This is a genomic window from Roseburia intestinalis L1-82 (assembly GCF_900537995.1).
Lineage (GTDB): Bacteria > Bacillota > Clostridia > Lachnospirales > Lachnospiraceae > Roseburia > Roseburia intestinalis.
This window is the reverse complement of sequence record NZ_LR027880.1, coordinates 1610217-1628846: the sequence shown is the minus strand read 5'-3', so window position 1 is coordinate 1628846 and position 18630 is coordinate 1610217. Positions and strand designations below refer to the sequence as shown.

The following is an 18630-nucleotide window of genomic DNA, read 5'->3' as shown; positions in this document are numbered from 1 at the left end:
TAACAAGTCCAAACAGCTCTGCCTTTTTCCACCATCACAAAAAACTGACAGACACAAGATGCCGCTCAGCACAGTTCCTTCACAAAATTTCCACCTTCAAAATAAATATCATTTCCTTCACTGTCTTTATGAAACGAAATCTGCTCTGTTCCAACCAGTTGAAAACCAACACTGTTAAGTAATCCAACAGAAGGGAGATTATTTTTTGCTGTTCCGGCATATCTCTAACAATGCCTCATCCCTACAGCCCCAGCCTCCGATACCGGTTCACGCACGCAAACACTTCCTGCTTTCTTGGCATCGCAAGTCCGCACGGCAGATAACTACTCTCGCAGACTGCTGCGATCCCCTTCTTCTGCAAAACATCCCAAAGCGCATCGACTGCCTGTGTCAGGGTGTGTTTTCCATCAAAAAAGTGGATCTGCATATATTTTAACATATATCCGAGTGCTGCAAGCTGCTCCGTGTCCATAAGCTGTTCCACATAGCGGACGTCAATGACTTCCCGGTTGATAGAGATGGAATCCCTTCCCATCGTTTTCATCTTTAAGCGGTTGTCCTCTTGAAACATCCGGTCCGGCTTTATTTTTCTGTCAAAATCAGGCTGCTTTGACTGGGCAATGTCCTGTTTTGGAAGCGGGAACTCTGCCGCTGCCTGCTTTGCTGACTCTGTGATCTCAAACGGCTCGTAACGGTTCATCTGGATGATGCAGTCCGCCTTGTGAAAATAGGAACCGGAGCTTCCGGCAACAAGGACCGTCGAGATACCGTATGTGTGATACAGCTCCTCTACCCGGTCAATAAAAGGCACGATCGGCTCGGCATCACGGTTGACCACGCGCTGCATCAGTTCGTCACGGATCATAAAATTCGTTGCACTGGTATCCTCGTCGATCAGAAATGCTCTTGTGCCTGCCTCCATCGCCTCGATCACATTTGCTGCCTGGGAAGTACTCCCGCTGGCATCCTCCGTATAAAAGGATACCGTATCTTTCCCGTTTGGCAGGTCATGGATAAACATGGAAATATCCACGTCACGGATGCTTCTTCCATCCTCGGCACGGATCTTCATTGCTGTATCGTCCGTGATGACATACTCCCTGCCATCCCCTGCAATGTGGTTATAGACACCTGTCTCAAGCGCTTTTAACAGTGTTGATTTTCCATGGTAACCACCGCCGACGATCAGCGTGATGCCCTTCTTTATTCCCATTCCGGTCAGTTTTCCGTGGTGCGGCAGCGTCAGCGTGACGGAGAGACTTTCCGGTGACTGAAAACGCACCGCATCTTTCATCGGTCTGCCGGAGACACCGGACTCCCGCGGCAGGATTGCACCGTCCGCCACAAACGCACAGAGTCCCCTCGGATCTAACTGCTCCCTGATATACGCCTGATCCTCGGCGAGATCTGCGGCTGCCTCCACCGCTTCTTTTCTCAGGGAACGGAAATAAAGGGAGCCTTTTACGCACTCCGGCAGGAAATCGAAGAAGATCTTTTCTAACTCCCTGGAATTGACCGTTCTCCCGTTTGCCGGGAAACCGATCTCCATACGCAGCACGATATCGCCGTTCTTTGCATCCATCTGGCAGGCACTGCGCTCTAACACTTCCTGTCCCGGACAGCTGACCGCCATAAGGCCGCTCTTTCCAGATCCTTTCGCTTTAAAGGAAACTTTCTCGACCTGGCGCGCAAACTGGCGCAGCAGATAATCCTGCACGGCGGTCCTTCTGCAGTCTTTCTGATAAAGATGTTCCGGGAATCCCGCCTGTTTCCCGCGGACATGGATACTTACCTTCGACGGTGCTGCAAACGGATCTCCCTGCACATGGTCAATGGAAAGCACATATCCCGGAAATTCATAAGAACCTCTTGTGTCCTTATATGCCGGATATCCCTTATGATCGATACGCTGTAATAAATTTTTTAACTCTGCCGATGTCTGCATAGTCTTACTCCTCCTCCACAACCAGCTGTGAAAAATCCTTCTTCTCAAACTCCTGGATCGATATGCTCTTCTTATTCGGATTCGCATAAACAAATGTCTTATCTACATTTTCAATATAGTTCTGAATCTTGTCGTTCGTCGCACTGATGATCGCCTGGAAACCGAGTCCGCGGATGAGCTCGATACAGCTTGCCACCTTCTCGGCATCCATCTTGGAAAACGCCTCGTCTAACACAACAAGCCGGATCGTCGGGCGTCTTGTCAGTCTTGCAGACAGATTGATGTGGTACGCCTGTGCAAAACTTGCAAGCAGTGCAATGTAAAGCGGGTTCTGACCCTCTCCACCGGAATTTTTCTTGATCATTTTGCTAAGACCAATGACAAGCCTTTCGTCCCCCTCCACGATCTGTTCCATCTCAAAGGAGAGGTAGGTACGGTAATCCGCATATTTCACCATGTTCTGTTTTGCTTCATCAAGCTCCTGCTGGGATGCATTTTCCGGTGGGATAAAGATGCGGATCAACTCGCTCATGAGCATCCCATATTTGTTCTCGTGTTCCATGGAAAACAGGTTCATCTGATGTTCCACCGGCGACGCAAGTGAGGACGGATCGATCTCTAAATCCTCATCCATGAACATGTCATAAAATGCACCGTCTGCTCCCTTATTTCTTGTTATTTTAAACTGATAGCGGTCTTTACCAAAGTTCAGGTTGCGGATAATGCGGTTTAACTCATCCCTGCGCACATATGCTTCTTTTATGGCACTTCGGATCTTGTATACAAAATCCTCCTTAAAATGCTCTACCGCTGCCTTTGCCTGCTCGGCTGCCTTTTTCTGGTATTCCTCTAACTCATTGCAGGAAAGTTCCGACAGCAGGTTATCATAATCATCATTGTTCTCCGCACTCGCCGAAAAATCACGCTTCGGGTGATTCTGCAGATAATTCATGCGGACATCGACCAGCTTATTTTTCTGCTCTGTGCACTGCACCGCCGCCTGATTCATATCCTCCTGCGTCGCCGCTTTCATGCTGTCATACTTCTTATTTTTCTGCCCGGCAATGTAGGCTTCAAATGCCTCCTCCGCTTCAATGGAACCGCGGAGTTCCCGTTTTTTCGCAAGAAGTTCTTCATTTCTTGTGATGAAATCATTGCCGTCCTTTTCAATGGCATCTTCTTTTTTCCGGATCTGGTATTTTAAATCATCAATTTTTGCTTCTAACTCTTTCTGTTTTGTGTGGATCTCCTCCGCCTGTTTCTTTAAGGTTTCCACAGTACCGGCACCGATCTCTGCCATCTTCTTTTCTGTTTTGATTTTCTGTTTTTCTTTTTCCTTCTTCTCCGAAAGATCTAAGATCAGGTTCTGGTATTCCTCAACCGTATCATTTAAAAATTCCTGGGCAAGGATATTTCTCGCCTCTGTCTCACGCTCCTTATATTCCGCTCTGTCCTGCTCTAATTTCTCAAGGCTGGCGGCAAGTTCCTTCTGGCGCTGTTTCTTACTCTTTTCACCAATATATACATGTTTCTTATAATTGTCTGGATTTAAACGGCGTAACTGATAACTCTGGTATAATAAACAGTCTGCCGTCACACCGATCTTGCACTGGCGCAGTTCGTCCACCGAAGTACACTTGATGACATTTCCGAGTAAGAAGTCCACAAATGCCCTCACATATGGCTCTTTTGCTTCTACTTCTTCCGCAAGCGCATTGTCTTTTACGCGCCAATCCTCCTGCATCAGCTTTTCCGTATCCACTAAAGATACACGGAAGAAACGCTTCTCGTCGAGTGTTTCGTATACTTCCATCGCCTGTTTGACATAGGCAGGCTCCACGATCAGCGCAAGTTTGTTCCAGGAAAGATAACCCTCGATCGCATTACGCCATGTTTCATCTTTAATATCAATGAGATCTGCAAAAATACGGACCTGGATATTTTTTCCGGTCTGTTCAGAAAGTTTTCTTGCAATTTCGGATCTCGCAAGTTCTAACTCTCTCGGATATGCTTTTTTACCAAGTTTTAACTCTGTGAGTTCTTTCTCTAACACATCCGCTTCTTTATTCATGGAACGGATCTCCGAGGAAGCCTCCTGCCTGTCCTTTTCTGCCTCTTTCTGTACTTCGACCAGGCTTCGTTTCAAACGTTCGATCTCCTCTCCGGTGATCGTGCCTTCTTTGAACTTCTCGATATCCCATAAGATCTGGTTCGAAACAATATCTACATCTTCCCAGCCGTTTAACCTTGCACAGATACCATCCCACTTGTTTTTACTTCGCTCCAGAAGGCTTAGGTTTTCTTCCAAACTCTTTAACTGCTCTTCTAATCTTGCATAACCGGTTCCGGCGATCTGCTCATTGATCTCGCCGTATTCTTTTTCATAATTTTCTTTTACCTGAAGCAATTCTGTAAGACTTTCATTCTGCAGTACGACATCCTTTTTCCAGTTTTCCACACGCTGCTGCATTTCCTCTATGGTCTGCTCTAACTGTAAGATCGTCAGTTTGTCCATCCGGTAACGGCAGTTTAACAGTTCTTTTTTCTTCTCCTCCATCACCTGATACTGTGCACTGATCTGCTTTAATTCTTCGATTTCCTGCATCGTGGCTTCGATCTTACGGCACATTCTGCCATAAAGCATCGCCCCCTCCTGCATGTCCTCGATATGGATGTCCTGCTCCATGCAGATATATTCTTTTACAAAATCCTCTAACCGGATATTCATTTTAAATGGGATCGCACGCTTAAACAGGCGCGGGAATTTTTCCATATCCAGTCCGCCTAAATAGACATCATAAAGGTTTCTGCGGAATCTCTCATTATTAGAAGTGTAAAACATCTCATCTTTGGGGAAATTCTGCTGTAAATAGCTGCGCACTTCACCGATCGTCATTGCACGGCTCTCTGTCCGGTAATCCCCCGGGATCAGCTCGCCCTTATGCCAGAAAAACAGCCTGTTTATCTCATTGGTAGCGGTCTCCACATCAAACACAACACCGATACATTCTTTTTCTTTTGTGATCGTCTGTTCCATCTCAAGAACGATCGTCGTGGAAAAGTTTTTGTTTCGCTTATACTCTGCCTGATTATTCTCACCAATGTTGATCATACCACGCAGGTACTCGATCAGGCTTCGGTCAGAGTCATCTGCCGCCGCCTTATTGAAAAATCCACGTCCATCCGTGTTCGCATAAAGCACGATCTGCATCGCATCGATTACGGTGGACTTTCCACTGCCGGAATGTCCGGTAAAAAAGTTGATGCTCTCATTTAAGCCTAACACCTTGCGGTCAATATAATGCCAGTTGTTGAGGCAGATTCTGGTAAAAACTTTATATGCCTGATTCATCTGTTCCATCTTCTGTCTCTCCTTCCTCATCCACATTCATTTCTTCTGGTTCAAGATCACTTTCTTCATCCGTCATATCATTTTCTGAAAGTGTTTCCTCACTGCTCCACTCCAGATTCTCCTGCCCGTCTACCTCGTTATCTTTTACCTCATCGGAAAAACTGCCAAGAAGCCCGTTCACATCTTCTCTCATCAATACTAAATTGATACACGGATAGATCATGATCCTCGTATTTTCAAGCTGTTCGTCAAACACATCCAGAAACTCTACCATCTGATATTTTTTCAGAATGGCAAACGCTCTTTTGATCTCCGTCATCGATGACGGTCCCTTGATGAGACGGAATTCTCCCGCTTTTCCATTTAATTCTCCAAACGTCGTTATTACATTTACACTGGAAGAAACAGCCGCCATTTTTTCATCATAGATCAGTTTTAACAGCAACAGATAAATGGTCGCAAGTTTCGGCAGTTTCTCACCGATTCCGTCTGCTCCCTCTAAATAAATGATGCCAAGCTCCGTATCCTGACAAAGTTTTATCCCTGCAACCGCAAAATACTCCGTCAGAAATTCCAAATGCCTGTCGCAAAAATCATACATGCGATCCGGCATCATGCGTCCGTATTTTTTATCATATTTTCGTTCCGGCAGAAATGTCTGGGAGAGCAATGTTCTTATCACTTCCTGCATCCGCTCCACATCCTGCGCATTTAACTCTTCGTAACCTTCAAACATTAATTCTGTTCACTTTCTATTGATTTTTGCTTTGTGCTAAAAGTCATTTTCGGATAACAATAATTGCCATTCTGAATCTGACTATTCTCCACCTGTACCCGGTATCTGCTGTTTTTGCGCATACTGATATCATAGGCAAGGATCAGCTTTTCAAATGACTCATCATCCGCTATATCCATATGTTCTGTTTCTAAAATACCATCTGTCATCTTCTCTTCGATGAACTCTTCGATCTGTTTTGCCGTATAACGGTGTTCAATCTTGTTTAAGCGCAGTACATCCTCCCTGGAAAGCTCTGCATCTTCCTCTTCTTCCTGCAGATCATCCTCAAATTTTCTGCGGCGTCTTCTCTTATAAAGAGGATTATCACTCAAAACATCAAAAGATGACAGATTCATGTGCCCCGCCACTTCTTTTAACATCTCACTCTGTTCACTTTCCGTCTCAGCCGCTCCAAGTCTGTTCAAAAGCAGGATCAGCATACCGTGACGCTCTGTCTCATCACTGAGCAGATAATTTAACCGGCTCACAGTTGCACGGATATACTTGCTGTGTTCTTTGTCCATGTTTGAGATCCGGTGTTCAATGTCATCAAATCCACGCTCGATCTGGTCGATCAGATCCAACACATCTTCCTGTCTGTTTCTTCTCGCATGTAAAAATGGCAGATCCTCTTCTGACCGCTGCGGTTCAAGTACAGAAGACCTGCTTCCTGCATTTTTCTGCTCCATGCGCTGTTTCTGCCGGATGCGCTCCACCCAGGCATCATCTTCCCGCATTTCTTTCAGCCAGCGTTTGATGTCCATTTTATAGATATAAAAGTTATCACTCGTCTTTAAAATATGGTATTTGCGTCTGACTACTTCCTCCACATAGCCCTCTAAATGCTCCTTTAAAAGTTCATCGTAGGACTGTTTGTTTAAGAGACGCTCAAAAAATTTATCCATGTTATGGAGCATGTCCTGCAATGCCTTATTCAGCTTTTTCGTATTGACAAGCGCCGTTTTTAACATGGTAAGATTCATGCGGTGGTCATTTTTAAAAGAAAAAAGAGTCGCATAAACATTCTGGATATAAAGATCCGTGTCATCTAACGGTTCGTCCGCTAATTTTTCAAATGCCTCGATCATCACTGCCGCATAATCCGGTATGACGATATTTGTAGTCATTGCCTCATAATCTTCAATTTTTCTAAGCCATTTTGTACGCACCAGCCAGTTTAAAATTCGCCCCGGCAATGCGGTCTCCTCATCTTCCTCCGTCTCGTTATCCTCCCTCATAAAGGCATAACGACGAGAGGAGCACATGTCGCTTAAGATCTGGACACATGCTTCTCTGCTTAAAAAGTAATTGTTGTACTGGTATTCGTCATTGATGGTCAGAAGTGCTTCTATATAGATGTCCCGGTTTACGGACCGGAACAATCCCCAGAAAGATGCTGGGATGTCGTATATCAATTTCACGTTATTCTTTCCTTACTATCATTTCTTACAATCTCATGATACACTGCTTATCTGTATCTGCACACGTCTTATTTTTGCACAATGCATGCAGCATATCCGTCTGCACACACTTTATCTGGTGCGTGATTCATGCAGCATATCCATCTTCATCTCGTAATATGCCGGGCTCATATCCAGATAATGTTCATGTGGATTTTCAAAACGCTGTTCTTCTTCCCACACTTCGGTATTAAGCTGTTTTTCCACATAAGCTCTGATATCTTCTAAGGATTCCGGCTCCACGATACGTTTTCCTTCCTTTACGACCTGCTGCTGAAGTTTTTTCGCTGTGCAGTTTTCAAAAGAACGGTTTTTCCATGGTTTTACCGGATCTGCATAACGGTATGGTGCGGACATATCAACCGTCTCGCCTGCCTTTGTGATCAGATCCGCAACGGAATGTCCTGCTTCATCATAGATACGGTACACATCTTTAAGTCCCGGATTTGTGATCTTCTCCACATTTTCTGAGATTTTGATACGCGGGGCAAATGTACCATTTTCTTCCACTGCAGAGATCTTATATACCGCACCGAAAACAGGATCGGATTTTGCAGTGATCAGACGCTCGCCGACACCGAAACTGTCGATCTTGCCGCCCTGCTGTAAAATGGATGTGATCGTATACTCATCAAGACTATTAGAAACAACGATCTTACAATCCTCTAATCCTGCATCATCTAACATCTTACGGATCTTTTTCGAAAGATATGCAAGGTCACCACTGTCGATACGGATTCCCTTTAATCTCTTTCCCATCGGCTCTAAAACTTCTTTTGCCACACGGATTGCATTCGGGATACCGGAACCGATGACATCGTAGGTGTCAACTAAAAGTACCGTTCCGTCCGGATAATTCTCTGCATAGTGTTTAAATGCCTCAAACTCATCTTTATAATACATGACCCAGCTATGTGCCATGGTTCCGCTGACCGGGATATCAAACATCTGACCGGCAAGCACGGTTGCCGTTCCGACTGCGCCACCGATATATGCGGCTCTCGCACCATAGACTGCAGCATCCATGTTGTGGGCACGGCGCGCACCAAAATCAGAAACAGCCCGTCCCTCTGCTGCACTCACAATACGTCTTGTCTTTGTCGCAATCAGGGACTGATGATTCACCTGCGCAAGCAAAGCGGTCTCGATGAGCTGTGCATCAATTAACGGTGCAACCACCGTGATGATCGGCTCATTTGGATACATGATCGTTCCTTCTTTGAACGCATAAATATCACCGCTGAATTTAAAGTCTTTCAGATAAGCAAGGAAATCTTCTGTAAAAATGTTGAGAGAACGAAAATAGGCGATATCCTCCTCATCAAAATGAAGATTCTCAATGTACTCTAAAATCTGCTCTAATCCTGCAAAAATTGCAAATCCACCACCATCCGGATTACTGCGGTAAAATACATCAAATGCTACCCTGGTATCCTTGTCCTGATCGTTGAAATAACCATTTGCCATCGTCATTTCATACAGATCCATCATCATTGTAAGATTTCTTGTTTCACTCTGTTTCATCTTAATCCTCCATACATGCACTGTTCTCTGTGCAGTCTGTATTTCCTATCGATTCAGTTCTGATAAGATTTCCCGTTTTCTCTTTCCGATCAGAAGCTGTTCGTTATATGTCATATACCGCTCACAGGTATGCTCTGATAAAAACATTGCCGCTTCGGGTGTTAAAGTCAGTTCTGTCACAAACACGACCATCTCTTCACCATTTTCAAACGCCTGTTCCATAAAATCAAATGCATGCTCTAACGCATTCACCGCTTCCTGTTCCGCATTCTCTAAAGTTTCTCTTTGTCTGTCAAATCCGGCTTTTGCCTGTGTAAAACTCTTTTTTGCATCCAATCCGCCGTTCGGTACATTTTCTTTCCAGAGCGCAAAAATACGTTCCCATCTGGCTGCCTGTGCCCTGGTGCAGACTTCCGCCTGCTTCTCTGCTTCCACCACTGCCATTCTCTCCTCAAACAATGCCTGATAGCAGTCCACCGGCACCTCGCCTTCTTTGAGGCTTCTTTGATATTCTTTTAAAAATTCGTACCAGTTATCCGTGATCTGCTTGTTTTCCTGCACTTTTTCAAAAAATGCCGACAGACCGTCAAGCAGCAGATTTACCACGCTCAGTCTTTCATCGAATGCCGCCGCATAGATTCTTGCAAAGGTCTCCGGTCTTACTTTTCCGGCAAGGATATCCGCGATCCCGTAATCATCCCGGTACTTGCGGTACAGTTCAAAATATGCTGCTGCATCCTCTGCCACATCCTCGTGATGGATAAATTCACGGATGACACTCTCATCCACCGGCAGATCCATCTCCTCGTAAACCTGCATCAGACTGCTTAAATCCTCCCAGCCACGCGCCGTCACAAAGCGGATGCCGTCCACATCTGCCTCCACACGGTAGAAGTTTCTCTGCCTCAGTTCCAGATAACTCAAGATGGCATTATGGAGATGTTTCGCTCTCGCATATTCTTTCCAGACTTTATAGTCAGCCTCGATATTCAGATAACGGACGCGGTCTAATGTGACCATATCAAAATCACGCACCGACTTATTGTACTCCGGCGGATTTCCCGCTGCAACGATCAGCCAGCCTTCCGGAATCGCCTGATTGCCAAATGTCTTGCACTGCAAAAACTGCAGCATCGTCGGTGCTAAAGTTTCCGAAACGCAGTTAATCTCATCAATAAAAAGGATTCCCTCTTTCTGCCCGGTCTTTTTCATTTTACGGTAAATACTTGCAATGATCTCACTCATGGTATACTCCGTGACCGGATACGTTGTTCCATCGAAAGATTCCTCTTTTATCATTGGAAGTCCGACTGCACTCTGTCTGGTATGATGCGTGATCGTATAAGCGACCAGACCGATCTTACACTCCATGGCGATCTGTTCCATGATCTGTGTCTTTCCGATGCCTGGTGGTCCCATCAAAAGGATCGGTCGCTGCCTGATCACAGGAATACGGTATTCTCCCTGTTCATCCTTCGAAAGGTAAGCCATTACCGTATGCTTAATTTCTTCTTTTGCCTGTTTTATATTCATTTCTGAGATCTCATTTCTTTATTTGTTCGCCTATTATCTTAATACATTTTGGCAGTTTTTCCAATCATTTTATGCTTTTTTTCTCTTTCTCTCATAATAAATCACACAGGAAGCACTCAAAATGAGTCCAAACACAGTTGCAAGCGGTGTCGCAAATCCGATCTGGAACAATGTCACGCCAGACACTTTACTCATCGCGTACGAAACAGGGATTCTCACAAGAAAAGTACTTAAAATTCCCTGCACCGCAACTGTTGCAAGTGCAGCCCCTGCCACGCCCATCTTCAGTGCGCCGACCAGCGCAAAGTCACCTGCAATATTGACGACACATGCAACACCCATGAGGGCTAACGGTGTTCTCGCATCCCCCAGTCCGCGGAACATTCCACCGATTGCGTTAAACATGACGATACAGATGATACCGATTCCGCAGATACGGATATAATCGGTCGTCTGGGAAAATGCTTCCGCCGGCGCATTTATAACAGATGCGATTCCGACTGCCAATACAGCAACGATCACTGCGAGAAGGATTCCCACCGTGACAAACAGCCAGAGTGCAGAGCCGACTGTCCGCTCCGCTGCCGCCTCATCTTTTTTACCGATATTCTGTCCGAGCAAAACGGTACATCCCATCGTAAGTCCCGTGATGATCCCGGTGATCGTCTGCATCGTCATGCTTCCGGTCGACACGGCTGAAACTGCCGATGCATCCGCAAATAAGCCGACCACAAACAGATCAACCGTTCCATAGAGTGCCTGCAAAAGGTTTGCTCCAAAGATCGGCACTGCAAATAATAACAATTTTTTCCATACGCTTCCGCTTGTAAAATCGTGTTCCATAAAACTCTCCATAAAAAAACTGAATAAGAAACCGGGATTTCCACCCGGCTTCTTATCCAGCTCATAATATCGTAAGTATTATAAACCCTCCGATGACCACATTATTCTATAAAATCTTATGGTTTCTGTCAAGAGTTCTGACTTTATTACAAAACCATTATAAACCCATGAATTCATGACATGGAATCTGTTATTCTGCATATTTCATCAGTGCATCCACGATCTTTGGATATCTCCAGGTAACTGTTTTCCGGTCGAGCAGTCCGAACAGTTCGCCGTCCCCGGTAAACGCATTGTTATCCCACCAGTTACAGCTCATGCCGTAAGCGCGCGCCGCAGCAATGTAGTATGCCGCATAGTCCACACGGCTCTGCAGATTTCCGTTTTTATCCCGGGCACCAAACTCTCCGATCACGACCGGGATCTCATTGCTTATATATTTCGCATATAGTTTTTCCATCATCTGGTCGATATCGTTGGTACTTGTCTTTTCAGAAGCATTAAACTGATCAATACTCTCATTTTCCGTTGCCGCCTGCAATGCAAAATGATAAGGAATGTAAGCATGCACTGAGACAAGTATCTTTCCCTCATTTTCCGCAGTGTCCGTCGGCAGCACAAACTTGTCATTCAACACCCCATCCGCAGAGGCATCATAGCCAGGCACCATCAGATAACGTGTGGCATTATTGCCCCCTGTCTTTCGCACAACATCCACAAAGTTCTGATTCCACTCGTTGATACATTCTACTGCTTCCACACATTCCGCAGCATTCATATCCAGCCACCACTCATGATCTGTCTCTACCAGACGCGGTTCGTTGATACTCTCAAAGATCACATGCTCGTCATAATCTCCAAAACGGTCTGCAAGCTGCTCCCAAATGAAAGTCATGTAGGAAAGAGACTGCTCTAAATGCTCTTTGTCCGGGTAACAGTACTCTTTATCCGTATCATGATGGATATTTAAAATCACATACATGTCATCATCAACCGCATAATCCAACACTTCCTGCACCCTGTCAAGCCATGCCTCACTGATCGTGTAATGATCTCCCGATACATGATTATGCCATGACACCGGCAGGCGAAGCGTTTTGAAACCTGCTGCCTTTACTGCATCGATCATTTCTTTTGTCGTCTTCTCGCCGCACCACGACCACTCAATACTGAGATCATCTTCTTTCTGTGCATTCGTAATTGCATCAAATGTGTTGCCAAGATTCCATCCGATCTTCATATCCCGCACAAATTTCATTCCGTCTGTATCAGGTATCTCCTTCGGTTCAATTACAACTTCCGGTATCGCCACACCACTATCCTCCGTTTCTGTTTCTGCACTTTCTGTCTCCGCTGCTGTATCTTCTGCTGCCATATCATTTTTTTCTGTGGTATTATTTTCAGAATCCATCCTGGTCTCACTTTTTTCTGCCGACACATCAGCGGCATTGCCCGTCACCGTTTTTTCATCTGCCGGATTTTCTGCGCCACAGCCACCAAGCAGCATGCATCCTGCCATACACAGTGCGGCGAACTTTCCCAACTTATTTAACTTCATAATAATCCTCATTTCAAAACAATTTGTTTTGCCAGGGAACAACTTGCTTCAAGTTTTATCTTCTTCCAATCTCCGTATCAGATTCCCCTGTCACACTGTGTTCCTTTATATATGAAATGATCTCATCTGCCGTTGTAAATGCAAGACCGACATAACTGTCCGCTGCCCCATAATAAATGGCAATCCTTCCGGTTGCAGAATCATGGATCGTTGCACACGGGAAACAGACATTTGGAACAAATCCACGTTCCTCATACCATTCTTCCGGTGTTAACAGGAAATCGGTGCAGCGGTATTTTACAATAGATGGATTTTCTTTGTCTAAGATCGCCCCGCCAATCGAATATACATATCCGTTACAGGTTCCACTGACACCGTGATAAAACAGCAGCCATCCATCCTCAAGTTCGATCGGTGCTGCTCCTCCTCCGATCTTTAAGGACTCCCACCATTCATTGCCGCGTCCCATCACATGACGGTGTTTTCCCCAATAGGTAAGATCTTTACTCTCACTTATAAAAATATCACCAAACGGGGTATGTCCGCTGTCGGAAGGTCTTGACAGCATCAGGAAATTTCCATTTACCTTGCGCGGAAAAAGTACAGCATTCCGGTTAAACGGCAGGAACGGATTTTCAATTCTGGTAAATGTCTTAAAATCTTTCGTTTTTGCCATTCCGATCGCTGCACCGTAAAAATCCCCACACCAGATGATATAATAGGTATCCTCCACTTTTACAAGCCTTGGATCATACGCATATACCGGCATAAAATCATTGCCTTCTTCATCCACAAAACGTACCTTGTCTTTGTCAAAATCCCAATGAATACCATCCTCGCTTCTTCCCAGGTAAACATACGGGATTCCATTCGTCTGCTCCCCACGGAATACGCCGATGAATTTTCCTTCATACGGTATTACTGCGCTGTTAAAAATCCTTGCCACCCCTTCTACCGGATTTCTTCCAATAATCGGATTCTCCTTGTAGCGCCACACCGGCGCATTTACGATTTTCTCCGGCCTCTCCTGCCACGGCATGTTCGGCACTGCCGGACTGATCATTTTTACATTTCCCATCTTGTCTGCTCCTCCATTCTGCGCATCTCTCTTTTCTGTTTTTATGTTTCTGACAATAAAACCCGTGCGCTCCTTCCCCTTTTTATTCATAGCGGCATCTGTTCTGCCGTTTCTGACTCATTTCATTTATAATTCTGTTAATCCGCTTTCTGACTTATTTACGGCTCTGTCGCCGCTTTCCCAGTCTTCTCTGGCTCAGTTTACGGCTCTGTCGCCGCTTTCCCAGTCGATTTCCGGATCACAATATGTCCGCTTACGACACGTCTCACAAATGTTTCCCGTTTATCATTGAGGCGTTCTAACAAAAGCTCCACGCCCTCGGACGCCATCATCGCGATATCCACATCCACAGTCGTGAGTCCCGACGCATTGCGTCGGATAAACGGATAATTGTCAAACCCTGTGACCGATATATCCTCCGGCACACTGTATCCCATTTTTTCTAATTTTTCGATCAGGATACAGGCAATTTCATCATTGTTACAGACAAATGCCGTCGGCATATCCTCTGGCAGAGCCAGTTCTTTAAAAAGTCTGTCCTCACCTCTGTCCTCAATCAGATAATCCTCGCGATATAGGATATTATAATGATGTAATGCCCTTCTATATCCTAAATAACGATCCATAATGCTCGTAGTGGCATTGATCGAACCGACATAGGCGATCTTTTTATGTCCAAGTTCAATTAAATACTCCGTCATCTTGTATTCCGCGCTGATATTATCCATGCTGACAGAATCCGTCTCCATGGAGAGATCATAAAAATCCATGTAGATCATCGGAATATTCATCTGTTTTAATCTTTTTAAATATGTCTCGTCTAACTCTCCCATCAGAATCAGTCCATCCAGCCTGTTATCCCCCACAATCTGCGGCAGGATCATCATTTCCTGCATCCTCGTATCCACCAGTTCCAACATCGTCGCATAATCGTAATTGGTCAGGCATTTTGCAACACACTGGTACATTTTCATATAAAATGCATTGCTCGTGTCATCTGTATAGTAGGAAGGAATGATTACACCAACATTATAGTTTCTTCCCTCCTTAAGACCCTTTGCTCCGAGGTTATAACGATATCCAAGCCTGTCGGCTTCCTTTTTTACTTTTTCACGAAGTTCCTCACTGACTCCTTCTTTTCCCGTGAGTGCTTTCGACACGGAGACGATACTGACTCCCAGCTTTTCCGCAATATCACGCATAGTCACGTTTGCCATCTGAATTCCTCCTAAAACCGCTTACCGGTAATACCATTTTTCTTCCTCTTCTTTGCTCTGTGGCTTTGCCATATATTTTCTTAAGATCCGCTCCATAAGGAAACTTCCAAAATAACAGCACACTCCAGGCATCACAAAGATCATCGGGATCGGGATCAACAGCGCAAGCACTACACCAACAGCCACAAGTAATAACAGCAGAATCGTTGTCGGAAGGTGTTTAAAGACCATAAACAGCGCCAGCTTAAAACACGAAAATACATCCATCGTAAATCTCGACAATACCGGGAACAGATAGAGCACGATCCCTGCGATCACAAACGCAAGCAGAAGATATACCATTTCAAGTGCCCCTGCCACGATTGAAACCTGCTTTACCGTATAACTGTGATCAAGCCACAGCACCGCTGCCAATCCAGGAAAAATAACCGTCAGCACGATCCCTGTCTTTAAATTCTGCCGGTAAGAACGGAAAAACTCTTTTGTCACATACCCTTCCTCACAACGCACGGCTTTTACCATCGCATAATACATCGCGATCGTCGATGTTCCGATCGTAATGACCGGAATACATCCGATCAGCCACAAAACCGACACTAAAAGTATATTTCCAATCTGATTTGTCACCTTAAAAAACTTCGTCTCCGGTCCAAACATACTGTTCATGTTCTTCGCCCCTTTTCCCTGAAAAAAATTCTGCAAAACAGATATCGGTCAAATATTTCTTTTGCACAGTTCTTTTCTTAATAAATACTTTGATTCTGCTCCGGATGTCAAAAGGTTATGCCAAACACGGAATACCTTTTGACATCCAGATCATACCAGTTCACTACTGGATCTTCAACGTATCAATCTCATCCTGTAAGATCTGTTTGTTAGACTCAATCGCCTGTGATACTGTGCTGTCGCCATTTACAACATCACCGTAAAATACTTTGCTGACTGCACCCTCAGAGTCAATGCTGTTCCAGAGATCATTATTTGCAAGTGCGCCAAGTTTGTTTGCAAGTGTAACCTGATCCTCATCAACAAAACCAGACTCAAACCACTCCGGATCATCACGATAAGAAATATCATCATGATACCAGTTCATCATCTCCTCAAATACACAGTAAACAGAAGTTGCATCCTCAACACCAACCGGAATCATATAGTTGTTTGTGATCATAGCCGGCGTCATGCTTCCATCTCCGCTTGGTCCAACCGGTGCCGGGCAGATTCTCATATCAAAATCATGATTGTCGATCTCCTGGATTAAGATCCATGGCTGTGCAAATGCGAAAGCTACTTTTCCGGAAGAGAAAGCTAAGAGGTCGTTGTTCCAGTCATCCTGGTAAGGTCTTGCAGATTTATCTACATTGTATAACTGGTCGATAAAGTTGAACGCCTCAACCGTCTTAGGATCACTTAATCCCTCTGTGGAGGAATCTGCGATTGTAGCGTTGTTCGAAGCGCAGAATCCCTGAACAGTCAGAGTCCATGCACTGCCGTATCCGTATACATCCATGTTGCCGTCGCCGTCCGTATCCTGTGTACATGCTTTTGCATATTCTGCAAATTTATCCCAGGTCCACTCTCCTTTTTCAGCAAGAGATTCCGGTGCCTCTAAACCTAAAGAATCGATCATGGCTGCATTGTATGTCATATACATGGCACCGGATGGGATCGTGGTTGATTCATGGAATAAATAATCATCATTACCGAGCAGGTTCTGTTTTGTAAATACGGTTCCGTCTGTCAGGATATCAGAGTCAGCCGGTGCATAATCAGAAATTTTCTGTACATATCCATTTGCAACCGGTGAGATACCAAACTGAAGATCTGTCAGGTAGATATCGCAGTCCGGTGTACCTGCTGTGACAGATGTATTGATGCTGTCAATGATTCCATCCCATCCAAGGTTTACCCACTCGATCTTGCAGTTCCATTTTTCCTCTACGGCACGGACTGCATCAAGTTTCATCTGCATGGTCTCCTCATTTGTCCAGGAACCACCTGCTGCTTCGATATCATCTAAAGACTGATAATTGCTGTCCCAGTATTCATCCCACCAGAGACCGATCTTTATGGTTCTTCCGCCTAAATCCTTTGCCTCGTAGCCACTGTCAGCCACTGCTGCATCTGAACTCTCCTCCGTATCTGCTGCGGTTTCGGTTTCTGCACTCTTTGTATCTTCCTTTGTGCCAGCATCTGCTGCGTTATTTCCTGCATCTGCCCCCGTGTTCGCAGTATTTCCGCCGCATGCTGCAAGTGATGCTGCAAGTGCACCTGCCAAAAGTACTGAAACCACCTTGTTTCCAACTGTTTTCCTTCTCATGTGAAAACCTCCTTCTTATAAATAAAAATATATTGTTTTCGAAGTTACCATTCTAACCAACGATACCGCTGCGGCTGGCTCCCTCGATAAAACGCTTCTGTAACAAAATGTAGATAATAACGATCGGTATCACCATCAACACGATTCCGGCATACAGATAAAGCTGTGACACTGCCGTATCCTTGATCTGATCGATAAACTCGATCGATGCCCGCAAAGTAGAAATCCGCATGCTCATGAGCAATTTTGAGTTGATGGAAAATAATTTTGCATAAAATGTATCATTGTACTGCCATACCAGTGAGAAAATGCTGACGGTAAGGACAGACGGCATCGCATTGACCAGCATGATGCGGAAATAAGTGTAAAACGATCCCGCACCGTCCACGACCGCTGCCTCCTCGATTTCCTTTGGCAGTCCGCGAAAAAACTGGTTAAAAATGTAAATGTAAAGTCCTGACCGCAGTCCGCATCCCAATGCTGTCATGATATACATTGGAACTTCCGTACTAAGAAGATTGATGCCGTGTCCTGTCACAAGATGTATGATTCCGAAGATATCAAAGTTACGGAACTGTGTATAAAGCGGAAGCATCAGCGTATCATTCGGAATTACGATCGTTAAGATCACACAGCCAAACAATACTTTCTTAAACGGGAACTCATATCTTGCAAATCCATACCCTGCCATGGAGCAGATAAAGATCTGGATCAGCGTCAGCGATATCACATAGGCGAACGTTGTCGCAAGCGTCCTCGGGTACGTCATTCTTGTAAAAGATGTAATATAGTTCTGCAGAGTACCCTCTGCCGGAAGCAGCATGACAACCGGATTGTAGAGATCGTTTGCCGTAAAAAATGAATTTGCAACGATCGTGATCAGCGGTCCTAATATAATGTAGGAAATACCGACAATGATCACCACCTTAAGCAGCCAGATCAGAAAACCCTTGATCTGTCTTCCCGCTTTCTTTACCTGAATCTCATCGAGAGGCTGGTCTTTTAAATTTCTGATATTCATATAC

Annotated in this window: 13 protein-coding genes; all 13 read right to left on the bottom strand. The window is 45.0% G+C overall.

The window, feature by feature from the left end:
* Positions 1-241 precede the first annotated feature (241 nt).
* Positions 242-1945 (bottom strand): ABC-ATPase domain-containing protein, encoded by a 1704-nt coding sequence (locus RIL182_RS07570; RefSeq protein ID WP_006858589.1) that lies wholly within the window; start codon positions 1943-1945, stop codon positions 242-244.
* 4 nt (positions 1946-1949) lie between these two features.
* Positions 1950-5306, bottom strand: a complete 3357-nt coding sequence (locus RIL182_RS07565) for an ATP-binding protein (protein ID WP_044999456.1) — start codon at positions 5304-5306, stop codon at positions 1950-1952.
* The gene (locus RIL182_RS07560; protein ID WP_134523198.1) at positions 5281-6033 is read right to left on the bottom strand and encodes a DUF4194 domain-containing protein; all 753 of its coding nucleotides are present in this window, start codon (positions 6031-6033) and stop codon (positions 5281-5283) included. The genes RIL182_RS07565 and RIL182_RS07560 overlap by 26 nt, the downstream gene beginning before the upstream one ends.
* Positions 6033-7496, bottom strand: coding sequence for a Wadjet anti-phage system protein JetA family protein (locus RIL182_RS07555; protein ID WP_044999452.1), 1464 nt, complete (start codon positions 7494-7496; stop codon positions 6033-6035). Before RIL182_RS07555 ends, RIL182_RS07560 begins: the two co-directional genes overlap by 1 nt.
* 111 nt (positions 7497-7607) lie before the next feature.
* Positions 7608-9059: a nicotinate phosphoribosyltransferase gene (locus tag RIL182_RS07550; protein WP_006858586.1), complete on the bottom strand. Its 1452-nt coding sequence runs from the start codon at positions 9057-9059 to the stop codon at positions 7608-7610.
* A 45-nt stretch (positions 9060-9104) separates the two neighbouring features.
* Positions 9105-10592: an AAA family ATPase gene (locus RIL182_RS07545; RefSeq protein WP_006858585.1), complete on the bottom strand. Its 1488-nt coding sequence runs from the start codon at positions 10590-10592 to the stop codon at positions 9105-9107.
* A 69-nt stretch (positions 10593-10661) separates the two neighbouring features.
* Complete coding sequence (locus RIL182_RS07540) at positions 10662-11435, bottom strand: MATE family efflux transporter (RefSeq protein ID WP_172606706.1); 774 nt, start codon at positions 11433-11435, stop codon at positions 10662-10664.
* A gap of 190 nt (positions 11436-11625) precedes the next feature.
* A complete protein-coding gene (locus tag RIL182_RS07535; RefSeq protein ID WP_118598561.1) occupies positions 11626-12993 on the bottom strand; it encodes a glycoside hydrolase family 5 protein in 1368 nt (455 codons plus the stop codon).
* A 55-nt stretch (positions 12994-13048) separates the two neighbouring features.
* Complete coding sequence (locus RIL182_RS07530) at positions 13049-14071, bottom strand: glycoside hydrolase family 130 protein (RefSeq protein ID WP_044999466.1); 1023 nt, start codon at positions 14069-14071, stop codon at positions 13049-13051.
* Between the two features lie 200 nt (positions 14072-14271).
* A complete protein-coding gene (locus tag RIL182_RS07525) occupies positions 14272-15288 on the bottom strand; it encodes a substrate-binding domain-containing protein (protein WP_006858635.1) in 1017 nt (338 codons plus the stop codon).
* A gap of 21 nt (positions 15289-15309) precedes the next feature.
* The gene (locus tag RIL182_RS07520) at positions 15310-15954 is read right to left on the bottom strand and encodes a YesL family protein (protein ID WP_022113207.1); all 645 of its coding nucleotides are present in this window, start codon (positions 15952-15954) and stop codon (positions 15310-15312) included.
* A gap of 163 nt (positions 15955-16117) precedes the next feature.
* Positions 16118-17605 (bottom strand): ABC transporter substrate-binding protein, encoded by a 1488-nt coding sequence (locus RIL182_RS07515; RefSeq protein ID WP_006858636.1) that lies wholly within the window; start codon positions 17603-17605, stop codon positions 16118-16120.
* 52 nt (positions 17606-17657) lie between these two features.
* A complete protein-coding gene (locus RIL182_RS07510) occupies positions 17658-18626 on the bottom strand; it encodes a carbohydrate ABC transporter permease (RefSeq protein WP_022113206.1) in 969 nt (322 codons plus the stop codon).
* Between the last annotated feature and the right edge of the window lie 4 nt (positions 18627-18630).